General features: G+C 63.1%; 17 protein-coding genes. 7 read left to right on the top strand and 10 right to left on the bottom strand.

The window, feature by feature from the left end; translation table 11 throughout:
* Positions 1-63 precede the first annotated feature (63 nt).
* The 3 genes from AC25ND_RS16270 (at position 64) to fdhA (ending at position 3,054) form a co-directional block, all read left to right on the top strand.
* Positions 64-696, top strand: a complete 633-nt coding sequence (locus tag AC25ND_RS16270; RefSeq protein WP_028688433.1) for a sarcosine oxidase subunit gamma — start codon at positions 64-66, stop codon at positions 694-696.
* A gap of 12 nt (positions 697-708) precedes the next feature.
* Positions 709-1,566 (top strand): formyltetrahydrofolate deformylase, encoded by an 858-nt coding sequence (gene purU, locus AC25ND_RS16265; protein WP_028688432.1) that lies wholly within the window; start codon positions 709-711, stop codon positions 1,564-1,566.
* Between the two features lie 288 nt (positions 1,567-1,854).
* On the top strand, positions 1,855-3,054 hold the full coding sequence (fdhA, locus tag AC25ND_RS16260) for a formaldehyde dehydrogenase, glutathione-independent (RefSeq protein ID WP_241413373.1): 1,200 nt from the start codon (positions 1,855-1,857) through the stop codon (positions 3,052-3,054).
* Between the two features lie 168 nt (positions 3,055-3,222).
* Here fdhA and AC25ND_RS16255 read toward each other — a convergent pair whose 3' ends face one another.
* Positions 3,223-4,113, bottom strand: a complete 891-nt coding sequence (locus tag AC25ND_RS16255; protein ID WP_486976441.1) for an RHS repeat-associated core domain-containing protein — start codon at positions 4,111-4,113, stop codon at positions 3,223-3,225.
* Between the two features lie 816 nt (positions 4,114-4,929).
* Positions 4,930-5,619 (bottom strand): transposase, encoded by a 690-nt coding sequence (locus AC25ND_RS16250; RefSeq protein ID WP_486976440.1) that lies wholly within the window; start codon positions 5,617-5,619, stop codon positions 4,930-4,932.
* A 223-nt stretch (positions 5,620-5,842) separates the two neighbouring features.
* On the opposite strand from AC25ND_RS16250, the gene AC25ND_RS16245 reads away from it, so the two are divergent.
* Complete coding sequence (locus AC25ND_RS16245; RefSeq protein WP_182321869.1) at positions 5,843-6,415, top strand: DUF2780 domain-containing protein; 573 nt, start codon at positions 5,843-5,845, stop codon at positions 6,413-6,415.
* Positions 6,416-6,447: 32 nt separating this feature from the next.
* Here the strand turns inward: AC25ND_RS16245 and AC25ND_RS16240 are convergent, their stop codons facing one another.
* A complete protein-coding gene (locus AC25ND_RS16240; protein WP_486976439.1) occupies positions 6,448-7,689 on the bottom strand; it encodes an MFS transporter in 1,242 nt (413 codons plus the stop codon).
* Positions 7,690-7,811: 122 nt separating this feature from the next.
* On the opposite strand from AC25ND_RS16240, the gene AC25ND_RS16235 reads away from it, so the two are divergent.
* Positions 7,812-8,717 carry a LysR family transcriptional regulator gene (locus AC25ND_RS16235; protein WP_028688428.1) on the top strand — a complete coding sequence of 302 codons (906 nt, stop codon included), beginning with the start codon at positions 7,812-7,814 and terminating at the stop codon, positions 8,715-8,717.
* 52 nt (positions 8,718-8,769) lie between these two features.
* Positions 8,770-9,543, top strand: coding sequence for a ParA family protein (locus AC25ND_RS16230; RefSeq protein WP_028688427.1), 774 nt, complete (start codon positions 8,770-8,772; stop codon positions 9,541-9,543).
* Here AC25ND_RS16230 and trxC read toward each other — a convergent pair.
* From trxC to betI, 7 genes are all read right to left on the bottom strand, one after another.
* A complete protein-coding gene (gene trxC / locus AC25ND_RS16225) occupies positions 9,540-9,974 on the bottom strand; it encodes a thioredoxin TrxC (RefSeq protein ID WP_069015867.1) in 435 nt (144 codons plus the stop codon). The two genes, AC25ND_RS16230 and trxC, sit on opposite strands and share 4 nt — an antisense overlap.
* 44 nt (positions 9,975-10,018) lie before the next feature.
* A complete protein-coding gene (gene selO, locus AC25ND_RS16220; RefSeq protein ID WP_486976438.1) occupies positions 10,019-11,479 on the bottom strand; it encodes a protein adenylyltransferase SelO in 1,461 nt (486 codons plus the stop codon).
* A 79-nt stretch (positions 11,480-11,558) separates the two neighbouring features.
* A complete protein-coding gene (gene mscK / locus AC25ND_RS16215; protein WP_084941999.1) occupies positions 11,559-14,864 on the bottom strand; it encodes a mechanosensitive channel MscK in 3,306 nt (1,101 codons plus the stop codon).
* Between the two features lie 35 nt (positions 14,865-14,899).
* Positions 14,900-16,642 carry a potassium/proton antiporter gene (locus tag AC25ND_RS16210; protein WP_028688423.1) on the bottom strand — a complete coding sequence of 581 codons (1,743 nt, stop codon included), beginning with the start codon at positions 16,640-16,642 and terminating at the stop codon, positions 14,900-14,902.
* Positions 16,643-16,806: 164 nt separating this feature from the next.
* Positions 16,807-18,504 (bottom strand): choline dehydrogenase, encoded by a 1,698-nt coding sequence (gene betA / locus AC25ND_RS16205; protein WP_028688422.1) that lies wholly within the window; start codon positions 18,502-18,504, stop codon positions 16,807-16,809.
* A gap of 76 nt (positions 18,505-18,580) precedes the next feature.
* On the bottom strand, positions 18,581-20,053 hold the full coding sequence (gene betB / locus AC25ND_RS16200) for a betaine-aldehyde dehydrogenase (protein ID WP_062362587.1): 1,473 nt from the start codon (positions 20,051-20,053) through the stop codon (positions 18,581-18,583).
* A 38-nt stretch (positions 20,054-20,091) separates the two neighbouring features.
* Positions 20,092-20,748 (bottom strand): transcriptional regulator BetI, encoded by a 657-nt coding sequence (gene betI / locus AC25ND_RS16195; RefSeq protein ID WP_028688420.1) that lies wholly within the window; start codon positions 20,746-20,748, stop codon positions 20,092-20,094.
* A gap of 479 nt (positions 20,749-21,227) precedes the next feature.
* Here betI and AC25ND_RS16190 point away from each other — a divergent pair, with 479 nt between their 5' ends.
* On the top strand, positions 21,228-23,231 hold the full coding sequence (locus AC25ND_RS16190) for a BCCT family transporter (RefSeq protein WP_028688419.1): 2,004 nt from the start codon (positions 21,228-21,230) through the stop codon (positions 23,229-23,231).
* Positions 23,232-23,346 lie beyond the last annotated feature (115 nt).

Below are 23,346 nucleotides of genomic sequence, written 5' to 3'. Positions count from 1 at the left end.
GCTCAAGCCCGCTCCCTCGAGGTCAGCGTGGTTCCTCGCACAAGAATTCAAGGCAGGTAAGAAATGAGCGCTATCAACGTCTTCCAGCAAAACCCAGGCTCCGATGCCAAGGCCCAGTCGCCGCTGCACCACGCCGACCTGGCCAGCCTGGTCGGCAAGGGCCGCAAGAACGCAGGCGTGACCCTGCGCGAGAAGAAACTCCTCGGCCACCTGACTATCCGTGGCAATGGCCATGACCAGGCCTTCGCCGGCGGCGTGCACAAGGCCTTGGGTCTGGAGCTGCCGGTGGCTCTGACCGTGGTCGCCAACAGCGAGATGTCGCTGCAATGGGTGGGCCCGGACGAGTGGCTGCTGATTGTCCCCGGCGGCCAGGAGTTCGCCGTCGAGCAGAAGCTGCGCGATGCCCTCGACGGCCAGCATATCCAGGTGGTCAACGTCAGCGGCGGACAGACCCTGCTCGAGCTACGCGGCCCGAACGTGCGCGACGTGCTGATGAAATCCACCAGCTATGATGTACACCCGAACAACTTCCCGGTGGGCAAGGCCGTTGGCACCGTGTTCGCCAAGTCGCAACTGGTGATCCGGCGCACCGCCGAGGACACCTGGGAGCTGGTGATCCGCCGCAGCTTCTCTGACTACTGGTGGCTGTGGCTGCAGGACGCGTCGGCCGAATACGGCCTGGCCATCGAAGCGTAAGGAGCATTACCCATGAGTCGGGCACCGGACACTTGGATCCTCACTGCCGACTGCCCGAGCATGCTCGGCACGGTCGATGTGGTGACGCGTCATCTCTACGAGCAACGCTGCTACGTCACCGAGCACCATTCCTTCGATGACCGGCTGTCGGGGCGGTTCTTCATTCGCGTGGAGTTCCGTGCCCCCGATGGCTTCGACGAGGACGGTTTTCGCGCAGGCCTGGCCGAGCGCAGCGAAGCCTTTGGCATGGCGTTCGAGCTGACCGCGCCGAATCACCGCCCCAAGGTGGTGATCATGGTGTCCAAGGCCGACCACTGCCTTAACGACCTGCTGTATCGCCAGCGCATCGGCCAGCTGGCCATGGACGTGGTCGCGGTGGTGTCCAATCATCCTGACCTCGAGCCGCTGGCACATTGGCACAAGATCCCCTATTACCACTTCGCCCTCGATCCGAACGATAAGCCGGCGCAGGAGCGCAAGGTATTGCAGGTGATCGAGGAAAGCGGTGCCGAGCTGGTGATCCTCGCCCGCTACATGCAGGTGCTGTCGCCGGAGTTGTGCCGGCGACTGGATGGCTGGGCGATCAACATCCACCACTCGTTGCTGCCCGGTTTCAAGGGCGCCAAACCGTATCACCAGGCCTACAACAAGGGCGTGAAGATGGTTGGCGCCACGGCGCACTACATCAACAACGACCTGGACGAAGGGCCGATCATCGCCCAGGGCGTCGAGGTGGTTGACCATGCGCACTATCCCGAGGACCTGATCGCCAAGGGGCGCGATATCGAGTGCCTGACCCTGGCGCGGGCTGTGGGTTATCACATCGAGCGACGGGTGTTCCTCAACGCCAATCGGACTGTGGTGCTTTGACATTGGGGCTGCTTTGCAGCTCATCGCGACACAAGGCCGCTCCCACAGGTACAGCGCAAGTCTCAGGGGTGCGCTGGCCATGTAGGAGCGGCCTTGTGTCGCGAAAGGGCCGCACAGCGGCCCCGGCTTTTGGCCTGCCGTGAACAGGCATTTGCCTGTCGCATCCAGTCACCGCCCCACCTCCCATCCAGCCCACAATTCCCTTCATTCCAGTAACACAGGCCGCCCACGGAAAGGCGGCGCTTTCCACCACCGCTGCATAAATACAAATCAAGCGAGGTAAGAAGCATGTCTGGTAACCGTGGAGTGGTGTATCTCGGCGCGGGCAAGGTCGAGGTGCAGAAGATCGACTACCCCAAGATGCAGGACCCGCGCGGCAAGAAGATCGAGCACGGCGTCATCCTCAAGGTGGTCTCCACCAACATCTGCGGCTCCGACCAGCACATGGTCCGCGGCCGCACCACCGCCCAGGTCGGCCTGGTCCTGGGTCATGAAATCACCGGTGAAATCGTCGAAATGGGCCGTGACGTCGAACGCCTGAAAATCGGCGATCTGGTGTCGGTACCCTTCAACGTCGCCTGCGGTCGCTGCCGCTCGTGCAAGGAGATGCACACCGGCGTCTGCCTCACCGTCAACCCGGCCCGCGCCGGTGGTGCCTACGGTTACGTTGACATGGGCGACTGGACCGGCGGCCAGGCCGAGTACGTACTGGTGCCCTACGCCGACTTCAACCTGCTGAAACTGCCGGACCGCGACAAGGCCATGGAGAAGATCCGCGACCTGACCTGCCTGTCCGACATCCTCCCCACCGGTTACCACGGCGCCGTCACCGCCGGTGTCGGCCCGGGCAGCACCGTATACGTCGCGGGTGCCGGCCCGGTCGGCCTGGCCGCCGCCGCGTCCGCCCGCCTGCTGGGCGCCGCCTGCGTCATTGTCGGCGACCTCAACCCGGCCCGGCTGGCTCACGCCAAGTCGCAAGGTTTCGAAGTGGTCGACCTGTCCAAGGACACTCCGCTGCACGAGCAGATCATCGATATCCTCGGTGAGCCGGAAGTGGATTGTGCCGTCGATGCCGTTGGCTTCGAGGCCCGTGGCCATGGCCATGAAGGCGCCAAGCACGAGGCCCCGGCCACCGTGCTCAACTCGCTGATGCAGGTGACCCGCGTGGCTGGCAAGATCGGTATTCCGGGCCTGTACGTGACCGAGGATCCGGGCGCAGTGGATGCCGCCGCCAAGATCGGTGCCCTGAGCATCCGCTTCGGCCTGGGCTGGGCCAAGTCCCACAGCTTCCACACCGGGCAGACCCCGACCATGAAGTACAACCGCCAGCTGATGCAGGCGATCATGTGGGATCGCATCAATATCGCCGAAGTGGTGGGGGTGCAGGTGATCAGCCTGGACCAGGCGCCGGAGGGGTATGGGGAGTTTGATGCAGGGGTGCCGAAGAAGTTTGTGATTGATCCGCATAGGACGTTTAGTGCAGTGTGATCTGACGTCGGGGGACTAATGCCTTGAGAGAGGCATTAGTCCGTTTTTCTCATGGTATGCCGATATATTTGTACCGGTCGTGCTCGCTTCTATCTGGTATGGCATATATTAATTTTGTTTTCTTGCGTTTATGCTGTTTTTACGGCCGAATGCTTCGGGTTTTGGTGGCTATCCAAGGCGTATGGAATTTCTTCTTCCCGAGATAGGGTCGACCGCAGGTACTCCGTGGTTTCTGTAATATCTAGCGGTTTGTATCGCAGATTGGCGAATCCTGAGGTAAGCTCTGCCCACACCGTATACTCCATTATCCGATGTCTGCAGGCGAGCAATATTATTTATTTCGGTGGCAAGTTCAAGGTGGGCTAGCCTTTTTTCAGTTACATCTTTTGGAAGAACTCCGGGCCATTTGCCCTGAGAGGCCATTCTAATATCGTGTGGATTGAACAGGTTTTGTGCGTTGCCTAATGAAAGTGCCTCGATCTCGTCACGAAAATCTCGGGATGTACTGGAAAGTGCGCCAAGGTCCTTGCCGTTGAGTTGGTTGAATATTGTATTTCTTGTGTCAGGTTCAATAATGGCATCGAGCGGGTTGGGGCGGGGAATAAAGGACTCAATAGATTTGGCTCTTTTGAGTCCGGTCAAAAGAGTCTGTGCCTCGTAGTAATTGTTTGTGCGTGTTGGTTGGCTTAGTGAAAGGCTGTTGCTGCGAACTCGAGAATGGCCAGTTGAGTCTGTGTGGTTGATCGGGTCACCCTGGCAGTATGTATAACTGTTTATACCGCCAGTGCTGTATGGGCTGTGGCTGTCTGGCGAGTGGAATCGCATCAAGCTTGGATTGTAAGTGCGATATCCAGTTCCGAGTAAGTATCCGCCTTGCTTTGTTCGTGGTTCACCCGTGTAGCCAAGTAATGAGAGTTTCTCATTGTCGATCTGGTCATGCCCAAAAACTGTGTAGGAGAATGCGACTCTCCTGTTGTTTGTTAGGTTGTACAGAATTGTTCTCTGTCTATCCGTTGCAAACAATACTGTTACTGGAAATTGGATGCATTCCTGTGTCATGGGGGCCCCGAAAGTGAGCTTTTTGTTACATCACTTTGCGGCCTGGATCTGCAGCCGGCAACTGTCAAAAATGCTAGGTCTTGGGAATCTTCCTACTGGGTGTTAGGTTGTTTTCCGCTGACGAGATTCGGTCGCAGGAATTACCCTACACAGTCTGTCGATTCACGTCTGATTGTGCGGGAAATGCTACCTACTAGGCTTTCTCGGTCGCTGTCGGTTCAGCGATCGGATGCGGAACCCCGGATATGCATTCTGGAACGTGTCGTCATGGTGGCTGTGCGCGGGAGTCTTTGTGCCTACCGGGTTTTCCTGAATGCATCCGGGTTTTCACCCCGTGTACAGCTGCCACCCCTTTGTGTGGAAACGAATGATGCAGCATCACTGCATTTGGGTGACTGCCATGAAAAAATCGTCCCCGACCCACCCCACCAATTTGCTTTGCCCCCTGACAAGTCCCTCGCCCGCACCATCCACGACGGTGTCGTGCCCATGGAGTATGTGCTGGCTAACGTTTCCTACTACCTGATGTTCGCTTTCAGCGACAGCCACCGGGCGCTGGACCGCATCGAAGATGAGGAGACACGGCAGTTACTCAAGCTTGGGCTGAGGGGCAGGCGGATGCGCGGGCCAGTGCGGTGGAAAACAGAACTGGCCAGTACATGTCCATCGCGGGGCAAGCCCGCTCCCACGAATCACCTAGGGAAACTCCGAACAAGTTGCTCATCAGCCGGAAATGGGCGGTTTAGGGATACCGAAAAGCCTGATAATCAGCCGCTGATCAATGGATAACCAAGGCAAAGCGTTGGTTATCCGCCCTCACGGGCGCACCTCTCCCGCAGCAGTCAATAATTGCCGGCGCACCATCCACAGATTCGACAGAGCAAACAGCGTGGTCAGTTGCGCCGTGTTCTTGGCCAACCCACGGAAGCGGGTTTTCACATAACCGAACTGGCGCTTGATCACGCGAAAGGGGTGCTCGACTTTCGCCCGCGTCTGCGCTTTGACTTTCTCGATCTGACGTTTGGCTTTGTAGAGCACGCTGCGTTTGCTCAAGTGCTTGTAGGTGCTGCGTCGCGCAGCGATCTGCCAGATCACTTGCCGACTGTCGTGCTCAGGCCGTTTCTCTACGCCGGTATAACCCGCATCGGCACAGATAATATTTTCGTCGCCATGCAGCAGGTGACGAAAATTCATGATCGTCGTGTCTTCGGGAATCGGTGCGCTGAGCGTCAGTCGAGCAAACTGGCGCATCGACGTGATTTCGTACAATGCTTCTTCCATGGCCGGATCGCTCAGCGAAAACCAGGTCTGCAGCAGGTGAATACGCAGCATGGTTTCCAGTGGGTACGGCTTGCGACCACCGCCGGCCTTTGGGTAATACGGCTCGATCAATGCCACCAAACCGCTCCACGGCACCACCTGCTCCATCTCGGCCAGGAAGCGCTCGCGGCGGGTTTGCTTGCGCTTACCGGCGTACTCGAAATCGGAAAAGCTCATCTGACTCATAGGATGGAGGGCTTGTAGAGGGCAGTTGGACGGAGGGCTATTTCAGCACAGGTCAGGCGGCCTGTGCTGACTTGATCGGAGAATCCCTAGCGCTTCATGGGAGCGGGCTTGCCCCGCGATAAGACCCTTGCAATGAACACCGATGGCCGGCCCGGAACAAACCCCCGGCGCTCCAGTCCAATCTCTCGTTTTCCGGCCATTCCGGCCGACGAGGTCCCTCCTGATGAAAGCAATCACCCTGGCAACCCTGATGACCCTGGCCGCAAGCCCGGTGTTCGCCTTCAACCTCAGCGACGCGGCCAACGCCGTCTCGGCCATGCAGAACCAGAACCAACAGGGCCAGGTGCAGGCGCCGGCCGGCCAGGCCAACCTCCTCAACACCTTGGGCAGCGAATTGAAGATCACCCCAGAGCAGGCCATCGGCGGCGCCGGGGCGATGCTGGGGCTGGCGCGCAACAACCTCAGCGGCGACGACTATGGGCAACTGACCAAGGCCGTGCCCGGGCTGGACCTGCTGTCGGGTACCAATGCGCTGGGAGGGCTGAGCGGCCTGGGGCAGTTGCTCGGCAATGACAAGAACAGCTCGGCGCTGAGCAACGCGCTGGGCGGTGAGGTGCAGAACCGCAGCGACCTGGACAACGCCTTCAAGGCGCTGGGCATGGATACCGGGATGATCGGGCAGTTCGCGCCGTTGATCCTGCAGTACCTGGGGCAGCAAGGAATTGCCGGGTCGTTGTTGCAGAACCTGGGCAGCCTGTGGAACGCCCCTGCGCCGTTGAGCCAGCCATCGGTCTGAGCGTCTGACACCGGCACTGAGCGGTCGTGGGATCAGCCTGACTTAGGCGCCAACTTGCTCAGGTGCAGCGCCACCAGCAATGCGACCGCCAGCAGGCTGGCAATGAACAGCCCTGTCCCGTTCCAGCCCCACTGGTGCCAGAACACCCCGCCGGCAGTCCCGGCGACACTTGATCCCGCGTAGTAGCAGAACAGGTAAAGCGAAGACGCCTGTCCCTTTGCCTTCAGCGCCCGGCGGCCGATCCAACTGCTGGCCACCGAGTGCGCACCGAAGAAGCCGAAGGTGAACACCAGCATGCCGACGATGATCATCGCCAATGGGGTGGCCAGGGTCATCAACAGGCCCCCGGCCATCACCAGGATGCTGGCCCAGAACACCTTGCGCCGTCCCAGCCTGTCGGCCAGGGCGCCGACCTGTGCCGAACTGTATATCCCTGACAAATACACCACCGACAGCAGCCCGACCAGCGCCTGGTTCATGTGATAGGGCCCGGCCAGCAGGCGGTAGCCGATGTAGTTGAACAGGGTGACGAAGGCACCCATCAGCAGGAAGGCTTCGAGGAACAGCCAGGGCAGCCCGGCATCCCTGAAGTGCATGACGAAGCCGTCCAGCAGGCTGCGCGGATTCAGGGCCTGGGGCCGGAAGTTGCGTGATTCGGGCAGCACCTTCCAGAACACCAGCGCTGCTGCCAGGGCCAGCCCGCCGATGGTGAGCATCGCCGTGTGCCAGCTGACGAAGTCGATCAGCACGCCGGTGATCAGGCGCCCGCTCATGCCGCCGATGGCGTTGCCACCGATGTACAGGCCCATGGCCAGGCCGATGTGCTGCGGGTGGATCTCTTCGCTCAGGTAGGTCATCGCCACCGCCGCCAGGCCGCTCAACGACAAACCCACCAGGGCGCGCGTCGCCAGCACCAGCTCCCAGCTCGGCATCACCGCGCTGGCCAGGGTCGACAGGGCGGCGCAGAGCAGGGCGAAGACCATCACCGGCTTGCGCCCGATGCGGTCGGAGATCGGCCCGGTGACCAGCAGCCCGAATGCCAGCATGGCGGTGGACACCGACAGCACCAGGCTGCTCTGCGCGGCGTTGATGGAAAACTCCCGGGACAGCAGCGGCATCATCGGCTGCACGCAGTACAACAGGGCAAAGGTGGCGAAGCCACCGCTGAACAGGGCCAGCACGGTCTTCATGAAGGCGGGGGAGCCTTTCTCGATCCAGGTATCGTCGACGACAGGCTCGGGTTCGGCAGGCAGGGGGACTACGACGGATCTCACAGAGGGTACCTCGGGCGCTGGGGCCGGTGCTGCGGTAAAAAAAGCATATAGCTGGCTAATGATTAGATCCAATATATTGTTCGACCCGTTCAAGACGTTTTACGACCTGTTTGGAGTCGATCATGGAGTTGCGTCATCTGCGCTATTTCATCGCCGTGGCCGAGGAACTGCATTTCGGCCGCGCCGCCCAGCAGCTGGGTATTTCCCAGCCTCCCTTGAGCCAGCAGATCCAGGCCCTGGAGCAGGAGCTTGGGGCCCGCCTGTTCGAGCGCACCAACCGCCGGGTCGAGTTGAGCGAGGCCGGGCGGCTGTTCCTCGAGGAGGCGCGCCAGGTGCTGGCGCAGGTGGAGAAGGCCGCCGATGTGGCGCGGCGAGCGCAGCTGGGTGAACTGGGCGAGATGAAGATCGGCTTCACCTCGTCGGCACCCTTCACCTCGCGGATTCCCCAGGCCATTCGGGCCTTCCGCCAGCGCTATCCTTCAGTGCACCTCAACCTCAAGGAAATGAGCAGCCGAGAAGTGGTGGAGGCGGTGTTCGACGAGTCCATCGAAATCGGCCTGATGCGACCGATGCCGTTGCCGGAAGGGATCGCTTGCACCGAGCTGTTCCGCGAACCCCTGGTGGCCGTGCTCAATGCATCTCACCCGCTGGCCATTGGCAGCGAACAGGGTGTACATATGCAAGCCCTGGCCCATGAGCCGTTCGTATTCTTCCCGCGCAGCTACGGCAGTGGCCTGCATGCCCAGTTGTTGAGCCTGGCGCGCCAGGCGGGTTTCAGCCCGCATTTCGCCCAGGAAGCCGGTGAGGCGATGACCATCATCGGCCTGGTGTCGGCGGGGTTGGGTGTTTCGGTGTTGCCGGCCTCGTTCCAGCGCATGCGCATCGAAGGCGTGGTGTACCGCACGTTGCTCGACGAAGAGGCCATGACCGCCGTGTGGCTGGTACGTCGCGAGGCGCCCGGCTCGGCCATGGCCAATGCCTTCATCGCCCTGCTGGCCGGGCTGGAACAGCCCGAAGGTGCTGGCTAAACCGCTGCGCTGACCACATACTCGGGCATTCGTTGATACACGGAGGTCTGACATGCGGCGCGTGGTGTTCAATCAGAAAGGTGGCGTGGGCAAGTCGAGCATTGCCTGTAATCTCGCGGCGGTCAGTGCCAGTGAAGGCTATCGGACCCTGCTGATCGACCTGGATGCCCAGGCCAACTCGACCCAGTACCTGACCGGCCTGACCGGCGACGACATCCCCATGGGCATCGCCGACTTCTTCAAGCAGTCGCTGTCCAGCGGGCCGTTCGCCAAGAAGAACAAGGTCGATATCTACGAAACCCCCTTCGACAACCTCCACGTGGTGACCGCCACCCCGGAGCTGGCCGACCTGCAGCCCAAGCTCGAGGCCAAGCACAAGATCAACAAGCTGCGCAAACTGCTCGACGAGCTGGACGAAGACTACGAGCGGATCTACATCGATACGCCGCCGGCGTTGAACTTCTACGCGGTTTCCGCACTGATCGCCGCCGATCGCGTGCTGATTCCCTTCGACTGTGACAGCTTCTCGCGCCAGGCGCTGTACGGCCTGCTGGCCGAGATCGATGAACTCAAGGAAGACCACAACGACGAGCTGGTGGTCGAGGGTATCGTGGTCAACCAGTTCCAGTCACGGGCCAGCCTGCCCCAGCAGATGCTCGACGAGCTGCTGGCCGAGGGCCTGCCGGTACTGCCGGTGTACCTGGGCAGTTCGGTGAAGATGCGCGAATCCCACCATGCCAGCCTGCCGTTGATCCACCTGGAGCCACGGCACAAGCTTACCCAGCAGTTCGTCGAGTTGCATGATCTGCTGGAGCGCAGCGCCTAGACACCCTGGCTGCGCAGCCACTCCAGCAACGACTGCAGTGGGAACGCGCCGGCCTGGCGAGCCACTTCGCGGCCGTTCCTGAACAGGATCAGGCTGGGGATCGAGCGGATGCCGAGCTGGCCGGCCAGGTTGCGGTTGGCCTCGCTGTCGAGCTTGGCCAGGCGGCAGCGTCCGGCGAGCTGACGGGCGGCCTGTTCGAACACCGGGGCGAAACTCTTGCAGGGGCCGCACCAGTCGGCCCACACATCCAGCAGCAACGGCAGGTCGCCTTTGATCTGGGCGGCGTAGGTGCCCTCGTTCAGTTCGAAGGGCTGAGCGAGCAGCACGTCCTGCTTGCAGCGGCCGCATTTGGGGCTGTCGCCCAGGCGCTCGGCGGGCAGGCGGTTGAGGCCGTTGCAGTGAGGGCAGGGGATTACCAGGGGTTCGGACATTTTATCTCCTTGATGTGGCTGGGGCCGCGTAGCGGCCCCGGGGTTCATGACGAACAGCTGATTTCCAGGTGCTTGCCCCACTCAGGTGGCCGTTCGGCATAGGCCTGCATCCCGGGCTGTTCCTCGAACGGCTTGCCCAGCACCTGATGCAGCCGCCGCACTTCACTGTAGTCGCCCGCCTCGGCGGCTTCGATGGCCTTCTGCGCCAGGTAGTTGCGCAGCACATACAGCGGATTGATCGCATGCATGCGCTCGCGGCGCCCTTCTGCATTGCCCGCTTCGCGCGCGCAGCGCGCCTGGTATTCGGTGCTCCAGGCGTCGAAGCCGGCCAGGTCGATGAAATCTTCCCGCACCACCTGCAGGGCCTGGGCCACGGGCTGCTCGCCCAGGCGGCGGAAGAACAGGGTGTAGTCCACGCCCCCCCGCTGCATGCACTGCAGCAGGCGCTCGACCAGCGCCATGTCGTCGTCCTCGGCCGTGGTCAGGCCCAGGCGGCGGCGCATCAGGTCAAGGTAGTGCGCCTGGTACAGCGGCAGGAACAGCCCCAGCGCCTCCTTCAGCGGCTCGACTTCGATCACTGTGGTCAGGGCCTGGGCCAGGGCGCTGAGGTTCCAGTGGGCGATTGGCACCTGGTTGGCGTAGCTGTAGCGGCCCCGGTCATCGGAATGGTTGCAGATGAAGTTGGCGTCGAAGTCGTCGAGGAAGGCGTAGGGGCCGAAGTCGAAGGTGATGCCCAGGATCGACATGTTGTCGGTGTTCATCACTCCGTGGCAGAAGCCATAGGCCTGCCAGCGGGCGATCAGCTCGGTGTTGCGCTCGACGAGGGTGCGGAACATGGCCAGGTAGGGCTGCTCGGCGTCGCGGCACTCGGGGTAGTGCTGTTCCAGCACATGGTCTATCAGCACCCGCTGCTGTTCCGGTTGCTTGGTGTAGTAGAAGTATTCGAAGTGGCCGAAGCGCACGTGGCTTTGGGCCAGGCGCAGGAGCATGGCAGCGCTCTCGCGGGCTTCGCGCCATACCGGGGTGCTCGAGCCGATCACGCACAGCGCGCGGCTGCTGGGAATGCCCAGGGCGTGCAGGGCCTCGGAGGCGAGGAATTCGCGGATCGACGAGCGCAGCACGGCGCGGCCGTCGCCCATGCGCGAGTAGGGCGTCTGGCCGGCGCCCTTGAGGTGCAGGTCCCAGTGCTCGCCGGCATCGTTGAGAACCTCGCCCAGCAGCAGGCCACGACCATCACCCAGGCGCGGGTTGTACGAGCCGAACTGGTGACCGGAATACACCATCGCCCGTGGGTCGGCCTCTTCCCAAAGCTTGTGGCCGCTGAACAGCTCGGCGAACACCGGCAGCTCGGCCTGTGCCGGGTCGAGATCGAGCAGGGCCATGGCCGATTCACTGGCGACGACCAGGCGTGGATCGGCGATCGGGTCGGGCAGGACCTGGGTGGAGAAGGCATCGCCGAGTTGGGCGAAGCAGTTGTCGAAGGTGAGTTGCTCGAGGGACTTCACGGGGCCTGCTCCTGGATTCGGTGCCATCGAGGGCAAAGCCCTCGCCTGCATTCTGGAGGGCATGCCTGTCGTAGTCCACTCAGCTCGGCGGCGTGCTGTCCGGTTTGCCGTCCATCGGGATCAATTGCTGCTTGCCGTTCTTCGGGTCCATGAGGAACACCTCCACCTGGCGCACCGAGATCTTGATGTTGTGCGCCTTGAACTCGCGGTTGATATAGCGGTTCAGCTCGTCCAGGGTCGGGTTGCGGTCGCCCAGGTCGCGCACATGCATGCGCAGCTCGTGGTCCAGCGAGCTTTCGCCGAAGTTGAGGAAGTACACCAGCGGTTCCGGATCCTTGAGCACCCGTGGGTTCTCGTGGGCGCCCTTGAGCAGCAGGTCGCGCACCAGGTCAAGGTCCGAGCCGTAGTCGATGCCCAGCTTCAGCGTCACCCGGGTGACCGTGTCGGTCAGCGACCAGTTGATCAGCTGGCCGGTGATGAAGGTCTTGTTGGGGACGATGATGTCCTTGCGGTCGAAGTCGGTGATGGTGGTGGCGCGGATGCGGATCCTGCTCACCGTGCCGGACAGGTTGCCGATGGTGATGGTATCGCCGATGCGCACCGGGCGCTCGAACAGGATCATGATGCCGGAGATGAAGTTGGCGAAGATCTCCTGCATGCCGAAGCCCAGGCCCAGCGACAGGGCCGCCACCAGCCATTGCAGCTTGTCCCAGCTGACCCCGAGGGTGGCCAGGGTGCTGACGATGCCGACGCCGGCGATCACATAGGACAGCAGCGTGGTGATGGCGTAGGCGCTGCCCTGGGCAAGGTTCAGGCGCGACAGCACCAGCACCTCGAGCAAGCCCGGCAGGTTGCTGGCCAGGGCCACGGCGATGCCGGCGATGACCATGGCGCCGAGCAGGTCGCCGAGGCTGATCGGTACCATGCTCGCCGCCGCGCCGGTGCCGCTGCTGTATTCGTAGAGGGTGATGTTGTTGAGGTAGGCGAATACCGTGATCAGGTCTGCCCAGACCCAGTACAGCCCGCCGATGAAGCCGCCGAGCAGGGCCAGGCGGATCAGACGCAGGGACTGCTGGTTGACTTGCTCGATGTCCAGGGTCGGCTCCTCGACCACCACTTCGCCGTCGAGCCCCTCCTTGGCCGCCTGGCGTTTGCTCAGGGCGCGCTGGTAGGCCAGGCGCCGCGCCGCCACCGACAGGCCGCGCACGAATGCGGCCTCGATCACCAGCCAGAACAGCAGCAGGTAGAGGGTGTAGATCAGCCGGTCGGTGAGCTTGAGGGCGGTGTAGTAGTAGCCGAAGCACACCGCCACGAACAGGGCGATGGGCAGGGCGGTGAAGGCCACCCCGACGGCCTTGCGGAACAGCGAGGTGTTGCGGTGCGCCGGGCTGCTCAGCAGCAGGCGGCTGAGCAGCCAGGCCATCAGCGCGTAGCAGGTCAGTACCACGCCGATGCCCAGCACGTCCTCGGCCAGGGCCGATGGCTGGTGTTCGGCCACCGCCACCACGCCGACCAGGGCCAGCACCACGGTGCCGAGCCGGCGCACCCAGCCGCGCAGGAACTCGACCTGCGGCTTGTGCCAGCGGAAGTGGATCTCGGCCACGCCGCCCGGGGCGAGGATACGGTAGGCGGTGTAGAACACCAGCCAGGCCTGGGCGATCTGCCACAAGGCGGCGCCGAGGTTGGCGTTCTGCCCGCGGGCATCGAGCTGCAGGGCGTAGCTGCCCAGGGTCAGGGCCAGGGCCACCGGCAGGGCCAGGAGGATGTTGATCAGGATCGCCTGGGGCGTGTGCCACTGGCTGTCGCGCTTGAAGTGGCCGATGTCCTGGTGGACCTTGCCCAGCCGTCGGTACAGCGCCTTGCGCCGCCACAGCAGGGCGCCGATCACCAGGATCAGCGGCAGGAACAGCAGCGGCTGTTGCACCAGGCCGTCCGCCAGCTCCTTGATGCCTGCGCCCCAAGGCAGGCTGGCCACCTGGGTGGTCAGGCGCTCGGGTACCTCGCGCAGCCATTGCCAGTCCAGCGGCTTGTTGCTGGGGATCCAGAACATCTGTTCTTCCAGCGTGGTGCGCAGGTTCTGGGCGGTGCTCAGCAGTTGCTTCTGGTTCAACTGCAGGGTGATGCATTCGTTGAGCAGCGCCGACAGCTCGCGGTTCAATCGTTCGAGCAAGTCGCTGCGGGTGATCGCCACTTCCAGCAGGGCCTTGCGCAGTTGCGGGGTGACATCTTCCTCGGGCTGGCTGGCCAGCAGCTTGTCCACATAGGTGGACGGGCTGCTCATCTGTTCGCGTTCCTGGTTGATCTCGAACTGGTAGAGGCGGATATCGGCGATCTGGTCGGCCAGGTTGCGGTCAAGCTTCAGGTGCGGCAGGGCCTGCTTCTGCTTGTAGAGGATCTTCGACAGCAGCAGGCTGCCCTTGAGCACGTTGATCTGTTCGTCCAGGGCCTGGTCGGCCTGGGTGAGGCTGTCGAGCTGTTGCTTGGTACGCAGGTTCTGCTGGGTCACCTCGTTGAGGCGATCGGTGCTGCGCAGCAGGTAGTCGGACAGTTGCAGGTTGGCGGTGCTCTCGGTGGCCAACAGGTTGCTGCCGCCGGCCTTCTGCGCCTCGATCGACTGGCGGGTGACGGCCTGTTGCGACTGGGCCAGGCGCTTTTCGTTGATCAGCGTCTGCAGGTCCTGGATTTCCTGCTCCAGGCGGGTGGCGCGCTCGATCAGCAGGTCGTGGCGGGCGTTGCCCAGGTCCTGCAGCACGCTGTTGCCGGCCAGTTCCTGGCGGCGCAGCAGGGTCAGCGCGTTGAGCGAGGCCAGCTCGGCGTTGAGCTGGTTGCGCTGGTCGGCGTTGATCGCCTTGCCGTTGTCCTTGCCGCTCTTGAGGCTGCTGTTGATCTGCTGGGCGCGCATCTGGTTGCCGCTGATCTCGGCCTGTGCGCGTTCAGGACGGGTCTGCGCATTGATGATCAGGCTGTTTGCTTCGGACAGCGCCTTTTGCAGATCGCCCTGCTGGGTGCTGCGTTCGCTGAGCATCTGCTCGAGCTGCGGTACCGTCAGGCTGGCGTAGCGCTGCGCCACCGGCGGGGTGGTGCTGGCCTTGAGCTTGATCAACTCGCGCTGGCTGTCGCGGATCTCCTGGGGTGCGCCGGCCAGCTGCTGCTTGAGGGCTTCGAGCTTCTTTTCGCTGTCGTCGCGGGCGTTGAGCAGCGCCAGGGTCTGCTCCAGCACCTGCTGCACGGCTTTCTGCTCGGTTTCCGGCAGCTTGCGCTCGGCGATCTTGCTCAGGCTGCTCTGGATGCCCGGGGTGGTCGGGACTTCCACCGCGCCGGCGGCGAACGAGAGGGTCAGGCACAGCCCCAGCAGGGCTGCGCGGCAATGGTCACGCAGGGACATAGGCAGAGTTCTTGTGTTACGCGGCAAATCGGAGTTTAGAGGAACAGCCCGGGTCCGGGGCGGGTACCTTCGGGGAATCTGACGCCCACTTTCTGGATCTTGTTCCCGTCCATGACCGCGACGGTCCAGATCGTGCCGTGCCATTCGATCTGGTCGCCTACTACTGGCGCGCCTCCGACCTTCTGTCGGATGAACTGCGCCAGCGGCATGTTCGCGTCCAGGCCATCGAGTTTCAGGCCATACAGCGCGGCCACCGCGCCCAGTTCGGCGTCGCCTTCGAGGACGAAGTCGCCGAAGAAACGCAGGTCCAGGCCACGCTGTGGTGCCTGGCTGAACAGCTTGCCCAGCGCCGGCAGGTTATGTTCGTGGCCGATCACGCAGAGCATGTCGCCGACTTCCAGCACGGTGCTGCCCGATGGGTGCAGCAGTTGCTCGCCGCGAAACAAGGCGGCGATGCGCGTGCCCTCGGGCATCTTCAGCTCGCGCAGGGCGGCGCCGATGCACCATTTCTCGGCGCCCAGGCGGTAGACGAACAGCTCCCACTCGCTGGTGACGTGCACTTCGAGTGCGGAGCGGGAAATCGGCGCCGGGTCCGGAGGTACCGTGACCTTCAGCAGTTTGGCCATCCACGGCAGGCTGGTGCCTTGCACCAGCAGTGACACCAGCACGATGAAGAAGGCCAGGTTGAAGAACAGCTGGGCCTGGGGCAGCCCCGCCATCAGCGGGAACACCGCCAGGATGATCGGTACCGCGCCACGCAGGCCGACCCAGCTGATAAAGCCTTTCTCGCGACCATGAAAGGCCTTGAACGGCAGCAGGGCGGCGACCACCGACAGCGGGCGGGCCACCAGGATCATCCACAGCGCCAGGCCCAGGGCCGGCAGGGCGATGGGCAGCAGGTCGTGGGGCGTGACCAGCAGGCCGAGCACCAGGAACATGCCGATCTGCGCCAGCCAGGCCATGCCGTCGAGCATGTGCAGGATGCCGTGGCGGCTGCGGATCGGCCGGTTGCCCAGCACCAGGCCGCACAGGTACACGGCCAGGAAGCCGCTGCCGTGCAGGGCGTTGGTCAGGGAGAACACCGCCAGTCCGCCGGCTACCACCAGGATCGGGTACAGGCCGCTGGCCAGGTTGATGCGATTGACCAGTTGCAGCATCAGCCAGCCGCCGCCCAGGCCCATCAGCCCGCCGATGCCGAACTCGCGCAGCAGGTGGGTGAGCAGGCTCCAGTGCAGGCCGGTCTGGCCGCTGGCGATCATGTCGATCAGGGTGACGGTGAGGAACACCGCCATCGGGTCGTTGCTGCCCGACTCGATCTCCAGGGTGGCGGTGACCCGCTCGTTCAGGCCCTTGCCGCCGAGCAGCGAGAACACCGCCGCGGCATCGGTGGAGCCGACGATGGCGCCGATCAACAGGCCCTGGATCAGGTTCAGGTTGAACAGCCAGGCGGCGACCATGCCGGTCAGGCCGGTGGTGATCAGCACGCCGATCGTGGCCAACGACAGGGCCGGCCACAGCGCCACGCGGAAGCTCGCCACCCGGGTGCGCAGGCCGCCGTCGAGCAGGATCACGGCGAGTGCCAGGTTGCCCACCAGGTAGGCGGTCGGGTAGTTGTTGAAGATGATGCCGCCACCATCGACCCCGGCAATCATGCCGACCGCGAGGATGATGACGAGAATGGGGATGCCCAGGCGCGATGACAGCGAGCTGACCAGGATGCTTGCGCCCACCAGTAAAGCGCCGATCAGGAACAGGCTGTTGATGGTGCTCGCATCCAAAGGTGGTACTCCGGGATATCGCGGGGGAAGGGACCTGGAAGCATGAACTAGCAGGTCGCGTGCCAATCGATTCTAACCTGATGAATTGGCAGGCTGTAAAGCGTTTCTGCAGATGTAGAAAAGGCACCTCGAGAGGTGCCTTTTCTTGTGTTGCCGCAGCAGGCTTACGCTTGCTTCACTTCACGCATCGGCTTGCCCTTCACCGGTGCATCGCCGGCCACGTAGTACTTGGCGGTGCTGCGCGGCAGCGGCTTGCGGCCACGGATCTTGTCCGAGATCTTCTCGGCGATCATGATCGTGGTGGCGTTGAGGTTGCCGGTGATGATCAGCGGCATGATCGAGGCGTCGACCACGCGCAGGCCCTGCATGCCATGCACGCGACCTTCGCCGTCGACCACTGCCATGTCGTCGGTGCCCATCTTGCACGAGCAGGATGGGTGGAAGGCGGTTTCGGCGTGCTCGCGGATGAACTTGTCCAGCTCTTCGTCGGTCTGCACGTGGGCGCCTGGGCTGATCTCGCGACCGCGGTACGGGTCCAGCGCCGGCTGGGCCATGATTTCGCGGGTCAGGCGAATACCGTCGCGGAATTCCTGCCAGTCCTGCTCGGTGGACATGTAGTTGAACAGGATGCTTGGGTGCTGGCGCGGGTCTTTCGATTTGGCCTGGATGCGACCACGGGCTGGCGAGCGCATGGAACCCATGTGCGCCTGGAAGCCGTGTTCTTTCACGCCGTTCGAGCCGTTGTAGTTAATCGCTACCGGCAGGAAGTGGTACTGGATGTTCGGCCACTTGAATTCAGGACGGGTGCGGATGAAGCCACCGGCCTCGAACTGGTTGCTGGCGCCGATGCCGGTGCCGTTGAACAGCCACTCGGCACCGATGGCTGGCTGGTTCCACCACAGCAGCGACGGATACAGCGACACCGGCTGGGTGCAGGCGTACTGCAGGTACAGTTCGAGGTGGTCCTGCAGGTTCTCGCCGACGCCTGGCAGGTCGTGGACCACCGGGATGTCGAGGCTTTCCAGCAGTGCGCGCGGGCCGACGCCGGAGCGCTGCAGCAGCTGCGGCGAAGCGATGGCGCCGGAGCTGACGATGACTTCCTTGCGCGCGCGGGCTTCGACACGCTCTTCGCTGTCACCGACCAGGTAGGTCACGCCGACGGCGCGCTTGCCGTCGAACAACACGCGGTCAGTCAGGGCGTGGGTGACGATGGTCAGGTTCGGGCGTTTCTTGGCCTGGTCCAGGTAGCCGCGGGCGGTGCTGGAGCGACGGCCGTTCTTGGTCACCGAACGGTCCATCGGGCCGAAGCCTTCCTGCTGGTAGCCGTTGAGGTCTTCGGTGCGCGGGTAACCGGCCTGCACGCCGGCTTCGACCATGGCGTGGAACAGCGGGTTGTTGCCGGCTTTCGGCGTGGCCACGCTGACCGGGCCGTCGCCACCGTGGTAGTCGTTCGGGCCGATGTCGCGGGTTTCGGCTTTACGGAAGTACGGTAGGCAGTCCAGGTAGGTCCAGTCTTCCAGGCCCGGCAGTTCCGCCCAGCCGTCGAAGTCCATGGCGTTGCCGCGGATGTAGCACATGCCGTTGATCAGCGAGGAGCCACCCAGGCCCTTGCCGCGGCCACACTCCATGCGGCGACCGTCCATGAACGGCTCCGGATCGGTCTCGTAGGCCCAGTTGTAGCGACGGCCCTGCAGCGGGAAGGCCAGGGCGGCCGGCATCTGGGTGCGGAAGTCGAAGCGGTAGTCGGGGCCACCGGCTTCCAGCAGCAGCACGGTGACGCTGGCGTCTTCGGTCAGGCGGGTGGCCAGGGTGTTACCGGCCGAGCCGGCACCGACGATGATGTAATCGAATTCTTGGGACATGAAAAGTACCCTCGTTGGCGGTGGTCAGGGAGCGCAAGCGCCCGTGCGCGAAGGCACGGGCGTGGCTAAACGGGGTTTAGAAAACCGAGTTGTAGCCGCCCAGCTCGACCTGGACCGACTTGATGCGAGTGTATTGAGCCAGCGAGCTGACACCGTTCTCACGGCCGACGCCCGACTGCTTGTAACCGCCAACCGGCATTTCCGCCGGCGACTCGCCCCAGGCGTTGATCCAGCAGATGCCGGCCTCGAGCTTGTGGATGATGCGGTGCGCGCGGCTGATGTCGTTGGTGCAAACGCCGGCGGCCAGGCCGTATTCGGTGTCGTTGGCGCGACGGATGACTTCTTCCTCGGTCTCGTAGCTGAGGATGCTCATCACCGGGCCGAAGATCTCTTCCTTGACGATGGTCATGTCGTCGGTGCAGTCGGTGAACACGGTCGGGGCCACGAACGCGCCCTTGGCGAAGTCGCCGTCCAGCAGACGCTCACCGCCGCACAGTACGCGGGCGCCTTCTTCTTTACCCTTGGCGATGTACGACAGCACGCTTTCCATGTGCTGGAAGCTGACCAGCGGGCCGAAGTTGGTGTTCTCGTCTTCCGGGTTGCCGGCACGGATGCGGGCGACGCGCTCGGCGATCTTGGCTTCGAAGGCGGCTTTCATCGAGGCTGGGATGAACACGCGGGTGCCGTTGGTGCAGACCTGACCGGAGCTGTAGAAGTTGGCCATCATGGCGATGTCGGCGGCCTTGTCCAGGTCGGCGTCGTCGCAGATGATCAGCGGCGACTTGCCGCCCAGTTCCATGGTCACTTCCTTCAGCGACGAGCTGGAGGCGCTGGCCATGACTTTCTTGCCGGTGGTGGTGCCGCCGGTGAAGGAGACTTTCTCGATGCGCGGGTGCTCGGTCAGCCAGGTGCCGACTTCGCGGCCGCTGCCGGTCAGGACGTTGAACACGCCGTTCGGCAGGCCGGCTTCGGTGAAGATCTCGGCCAGTTTCAGGGTGGTCAGCGAGGTGACTTCCGACGGCTTGAAGATCATCGCGTTGCCGGCGGCCAGGGCCGGGGCGGATTTCCACAGGGCGATCTGGATCGGGTAGTTCCAGGCGCCGATACCGACGGTCACGCCCAGCGGCTCGCGGCGGGTGTAGACGAAGGACGATTCGCGCAGCGGGATCTGCTCGCCTTCGATGGCCGGTACCAGGCCTGCGTAGTACTCCAGTACGTCGGCGCCGGTGACGATGTCGACGTAGCGGGTCTCGGAGTACGACTTGCCGGTGTCCAGGGTTTCCAGCATGGCCAGCTCGTCGTTGCGCTCGCGCAGGATGTCGACGGCGCGGCGCAGGATGCGCGAACGCTGCATGGCGGTCATCGCGGCCCAGATTTTCTGGCCGCGCTCGGCGCTTTCGACGGCTTTTTCGACGTCGGCTTGGGTCGCGCGCTGCACATGGGCGAGGACTTCGCCGGTGGCCGGGTTGATGGCTTCGAAGGTGGCGTCGCTGCCAGCGTCGACGTAAGCGCCATCAATGTAGAGTTTTTGCGTTCCGAAACGGGCCATAGTGTCCTCGCAAGTGCAGTGTGTGGTTGGCTGCCGCGTCACGCTCCTGCCGGTTGGCTGGTCGCTGCGCGCGGCTGTTCAGAGGCCTGGTCGGTTGTGCCCAGGGACTGCTGTTTCGCCAGTTGTAGATCCATGTATTCGTAAGCGATGCGTATCGCCTGGTCGGTGTCGAATGCATCACCCGACAGGGCGCCACGCAACCACAGGCCGTCGATCAGGGCCGCCAGCCCGCGGGCAGCCTTGCGCGCATGGTAGAGCGGCAGGACGCGGCGGAACTGGCAGCACAGGTTGGAATACAGACGGTGATCGTTGATCCGCTGCAACCTGTGCAAAGACGGCTGGTGCATGCTGGAGGCCCAGAAGGCCAGCCAGGTTTTCATTGCCGGGCCATTCACCTGGCTCGCATCGAAGTTGCCTTCGATGATCACCTTCAGGTGGGCACGCGGGCTATCGTCCGTGAGTGCCTGACGACGCGCGATCACACCCTCGTTGAGCATGTTCATGATGTGGCGCATCGTCGCTGCGATCAGGCCGTTCTTGTCCTGAAAGTAGTGACTGATGATGCCGTTCGACACGCCGGCCAAACGGGCAATCAGCGCAATGCTGGCATCGCCCAGTCCGACCTGATCGACCGCCTGCAAGGTGGCTTCGATCAACTGCTGGCGGCGGATGGGTTGCATACCGACCTTGGGCATCTTGCTATCTCCTCAGGCCTGCGGGCAGACGACGAGCGGCTGCCTCGGCGAAGGCCAGTCTATTTTGTTTTGATTGAACGTTCAATCAATAAAGAATAAGCTCTGCGACAATTTGTGCCATTGACAGTTTTTCAGGCCGTCAAAGGGACACGAATCGACACCCCAGGAAATCGTGTAACCCCCGGAATACAAGGCGTTGACGGGCATGAGCGATGCAAAGGACAGATTCTGCCGAGCGGTCATGGACTGCGCGGTCGGCCCTTGGAGCGGGCCAGGTGGTCTGTGGCGAATGCGCGCACCTTCTGCTGAGTGCGTGGCAAGGCGACAGACGGCCGGTCTGTATTTTTTGCAGCGTTTCGATTCGGGATCACGGTTTCCAGGTGCCTTTTATAACACCTTGCGTAGTAGGGCTATTGCACCAATTGCGCGGGAAATAACTGTTTAGCCTCCACTGCCGCACTGCCCGGAGCATTCGTGCAATGAGTTCTGCCTCCCTGACAAAGCCTCCCGCCGAGCGGGTACGGGTCAACCGCGTGGTGTTCTACACCTCTGCGCTGATGATCCTCGTTCTGACTGCCCTGCTGATTGCTGTACCCGAAGCCGCCGGCCAGGCGCTGGGCGTTGCCCAGAAATGGCTGACCCGTACCTTCGGCTGGTACTACATGCTGGTGATCTGCGGTTACCTGCTGTTCGTCGTCTACCTGGCCTTCTCCGATTTCGGCAAGCTCAAGCTTGGCGGCAAGGACGACACCCCCGATTTCAGCTACGGCGCCTGGGCCGGCATGCTGTTCTCCTCGGGCATCGGTATCTCGCTGCTGTACTTCGGCGCCTCCGAGCCGCTGGACCACTACTTCAACCCACCCGAGGGCACCCCGGCCAGCCTCGAGGCCGCGCGCCAGGGCCTGCAGCTGACTTTCCTGCACTGGGGCCTGCACGGCTGGGCAATCTACGCCCTGGTGGGGCTTGCCGTGGGTTACTTCGCCTACCGTCACAACCAGCCGCTGGCACTGCGCTCGGCGCTTTATCCGCTGGTCGGTGAGCGCTGGGTCAAGGGTGGCGCCGGCCATGCCGTGGACATCTTCGGCATGTTCGTCACCCTGCTGGGCCTGGTGACCAACCTCGGTATCGGTTCGATGCAGGTGGCTTCGGGCCTGGAGTACCTGTTCGGCATGGACCACAGCAAGACCAACCTGCTGGTGGTGATCCTGGTCATGGCGGGCGTTGCCACCGTGGCCGCGGTGTCGGGCGTGGAGAACGGTATCCGTCGCCTGTCCAACCTGAATATCCTGCTGTTCAGCGGCCTGCTGATCTTCGTGCTGCTGGCCGGCAACACCCTGCACCTGCTCAACGGCTTCGTGCAGAACATCGGCGACTACCTCAACGGTGTCGTGCTGAAGACCTTCGACCTGTACGTCTATGAAGGCGACAACGACAAGTCCGAGCGCTGGCTGGGCCTGTGGACCGTGTTCTACTGGGCCTGGTGGATCTCCTGGGGCCCGTTCGTCGGCATGTTCATTGCCCGTATCTCCAAGGGCCGTACCGTGCGCCAGCTGGTCAGCGGCGTGCTGCTGATTCCCCTGGGCTTCACCCTGGCCTGGCTGTCGATCTTCGGTAACACCGCATTGGACCTGGTGATCAACCAGGGTGCGGTGGAGCTGGGCAAGACGGCGCTCGAACAGCCGTCGATGTCGATCTACCAGCTGCTGGAGTTCTTCCCGGCCGCCAAGATTGTCATCGGTGTAGCCGTGTTCGTCGGCTTCGTGCTGTTCCTGACTCCCGCCGACTCCGGCGCGGTGATGATGGCCAACCTGTCGTGCAAAGGCGGCAAGGTCGACGAGGACGCCCCGCACTGGATGGTGGTGTTCTGGTCGGTGGTCATCACCCTGGTCACCATCGGCTTGCTGTTCGCCGGTAACTTCGAGGCCATGCAGACCATGGTGGTACTGGCCGGCCTGCCGTTCTCGGTGGTCCTGGTGCTGTTCATGTTCGGCCTGATGAAGGCCATGAAGCAGGACGTCGCGGTCGAGAGCGAGCGCGCCGAGCTGGCCGCCCGTGGCCGTCGCGGCTTCAGCGAGCGCCTGAGCCAGCTGGACCTGCAACCGACCCAGGCCGTGGTCCAGCGTTTCATGGACAAGCAGGTCAGCCCGGCGCTGAAAGAGGCCGCCGAGCAGCTTCGCACCCTGGGCTTCGAGGTCGAGACCCGTGTTGGCCAGTCACGCAACATGATGGGCCTGCGGGTGATGATGGAAGAGGGTAACCCCTTCGTCTACGAAGCCAGCCTGGACGGTTACATGGCCGCGCCGAGCGAGGCGCCGGTCGAGGGCGAGCCGGAAGTGCGTCAGCGCTTCTACCGTGCCGAGGTGTACCTGCACGATGGCAGCCAGGAGTACGACCTGATGGGCTTCACCCGCGAGCAGATCGTGCGTGACGTGCTGGATCAGTTCGAGAGCCACCGTCAGCTGCTGGGGCGTGTTTACAGCTGATCGTGAGCGGTAACAGGCAGGGGCCTGGCGTGAAAGCGCCGGGCCCTTGTCGTTTCTGGGGCGCGCAATATGTACAGCCTCGCAGGCTGGTGGGTGACGGCATGGTGGCAGTCCA

The sequence above is a fragment of the Pseudomonas sp. P110(2024) genome (genome assembly GCF_057480795.1).
This window is presented reverse-complemented; position numbering and strand designations above follow the sequence as displayed.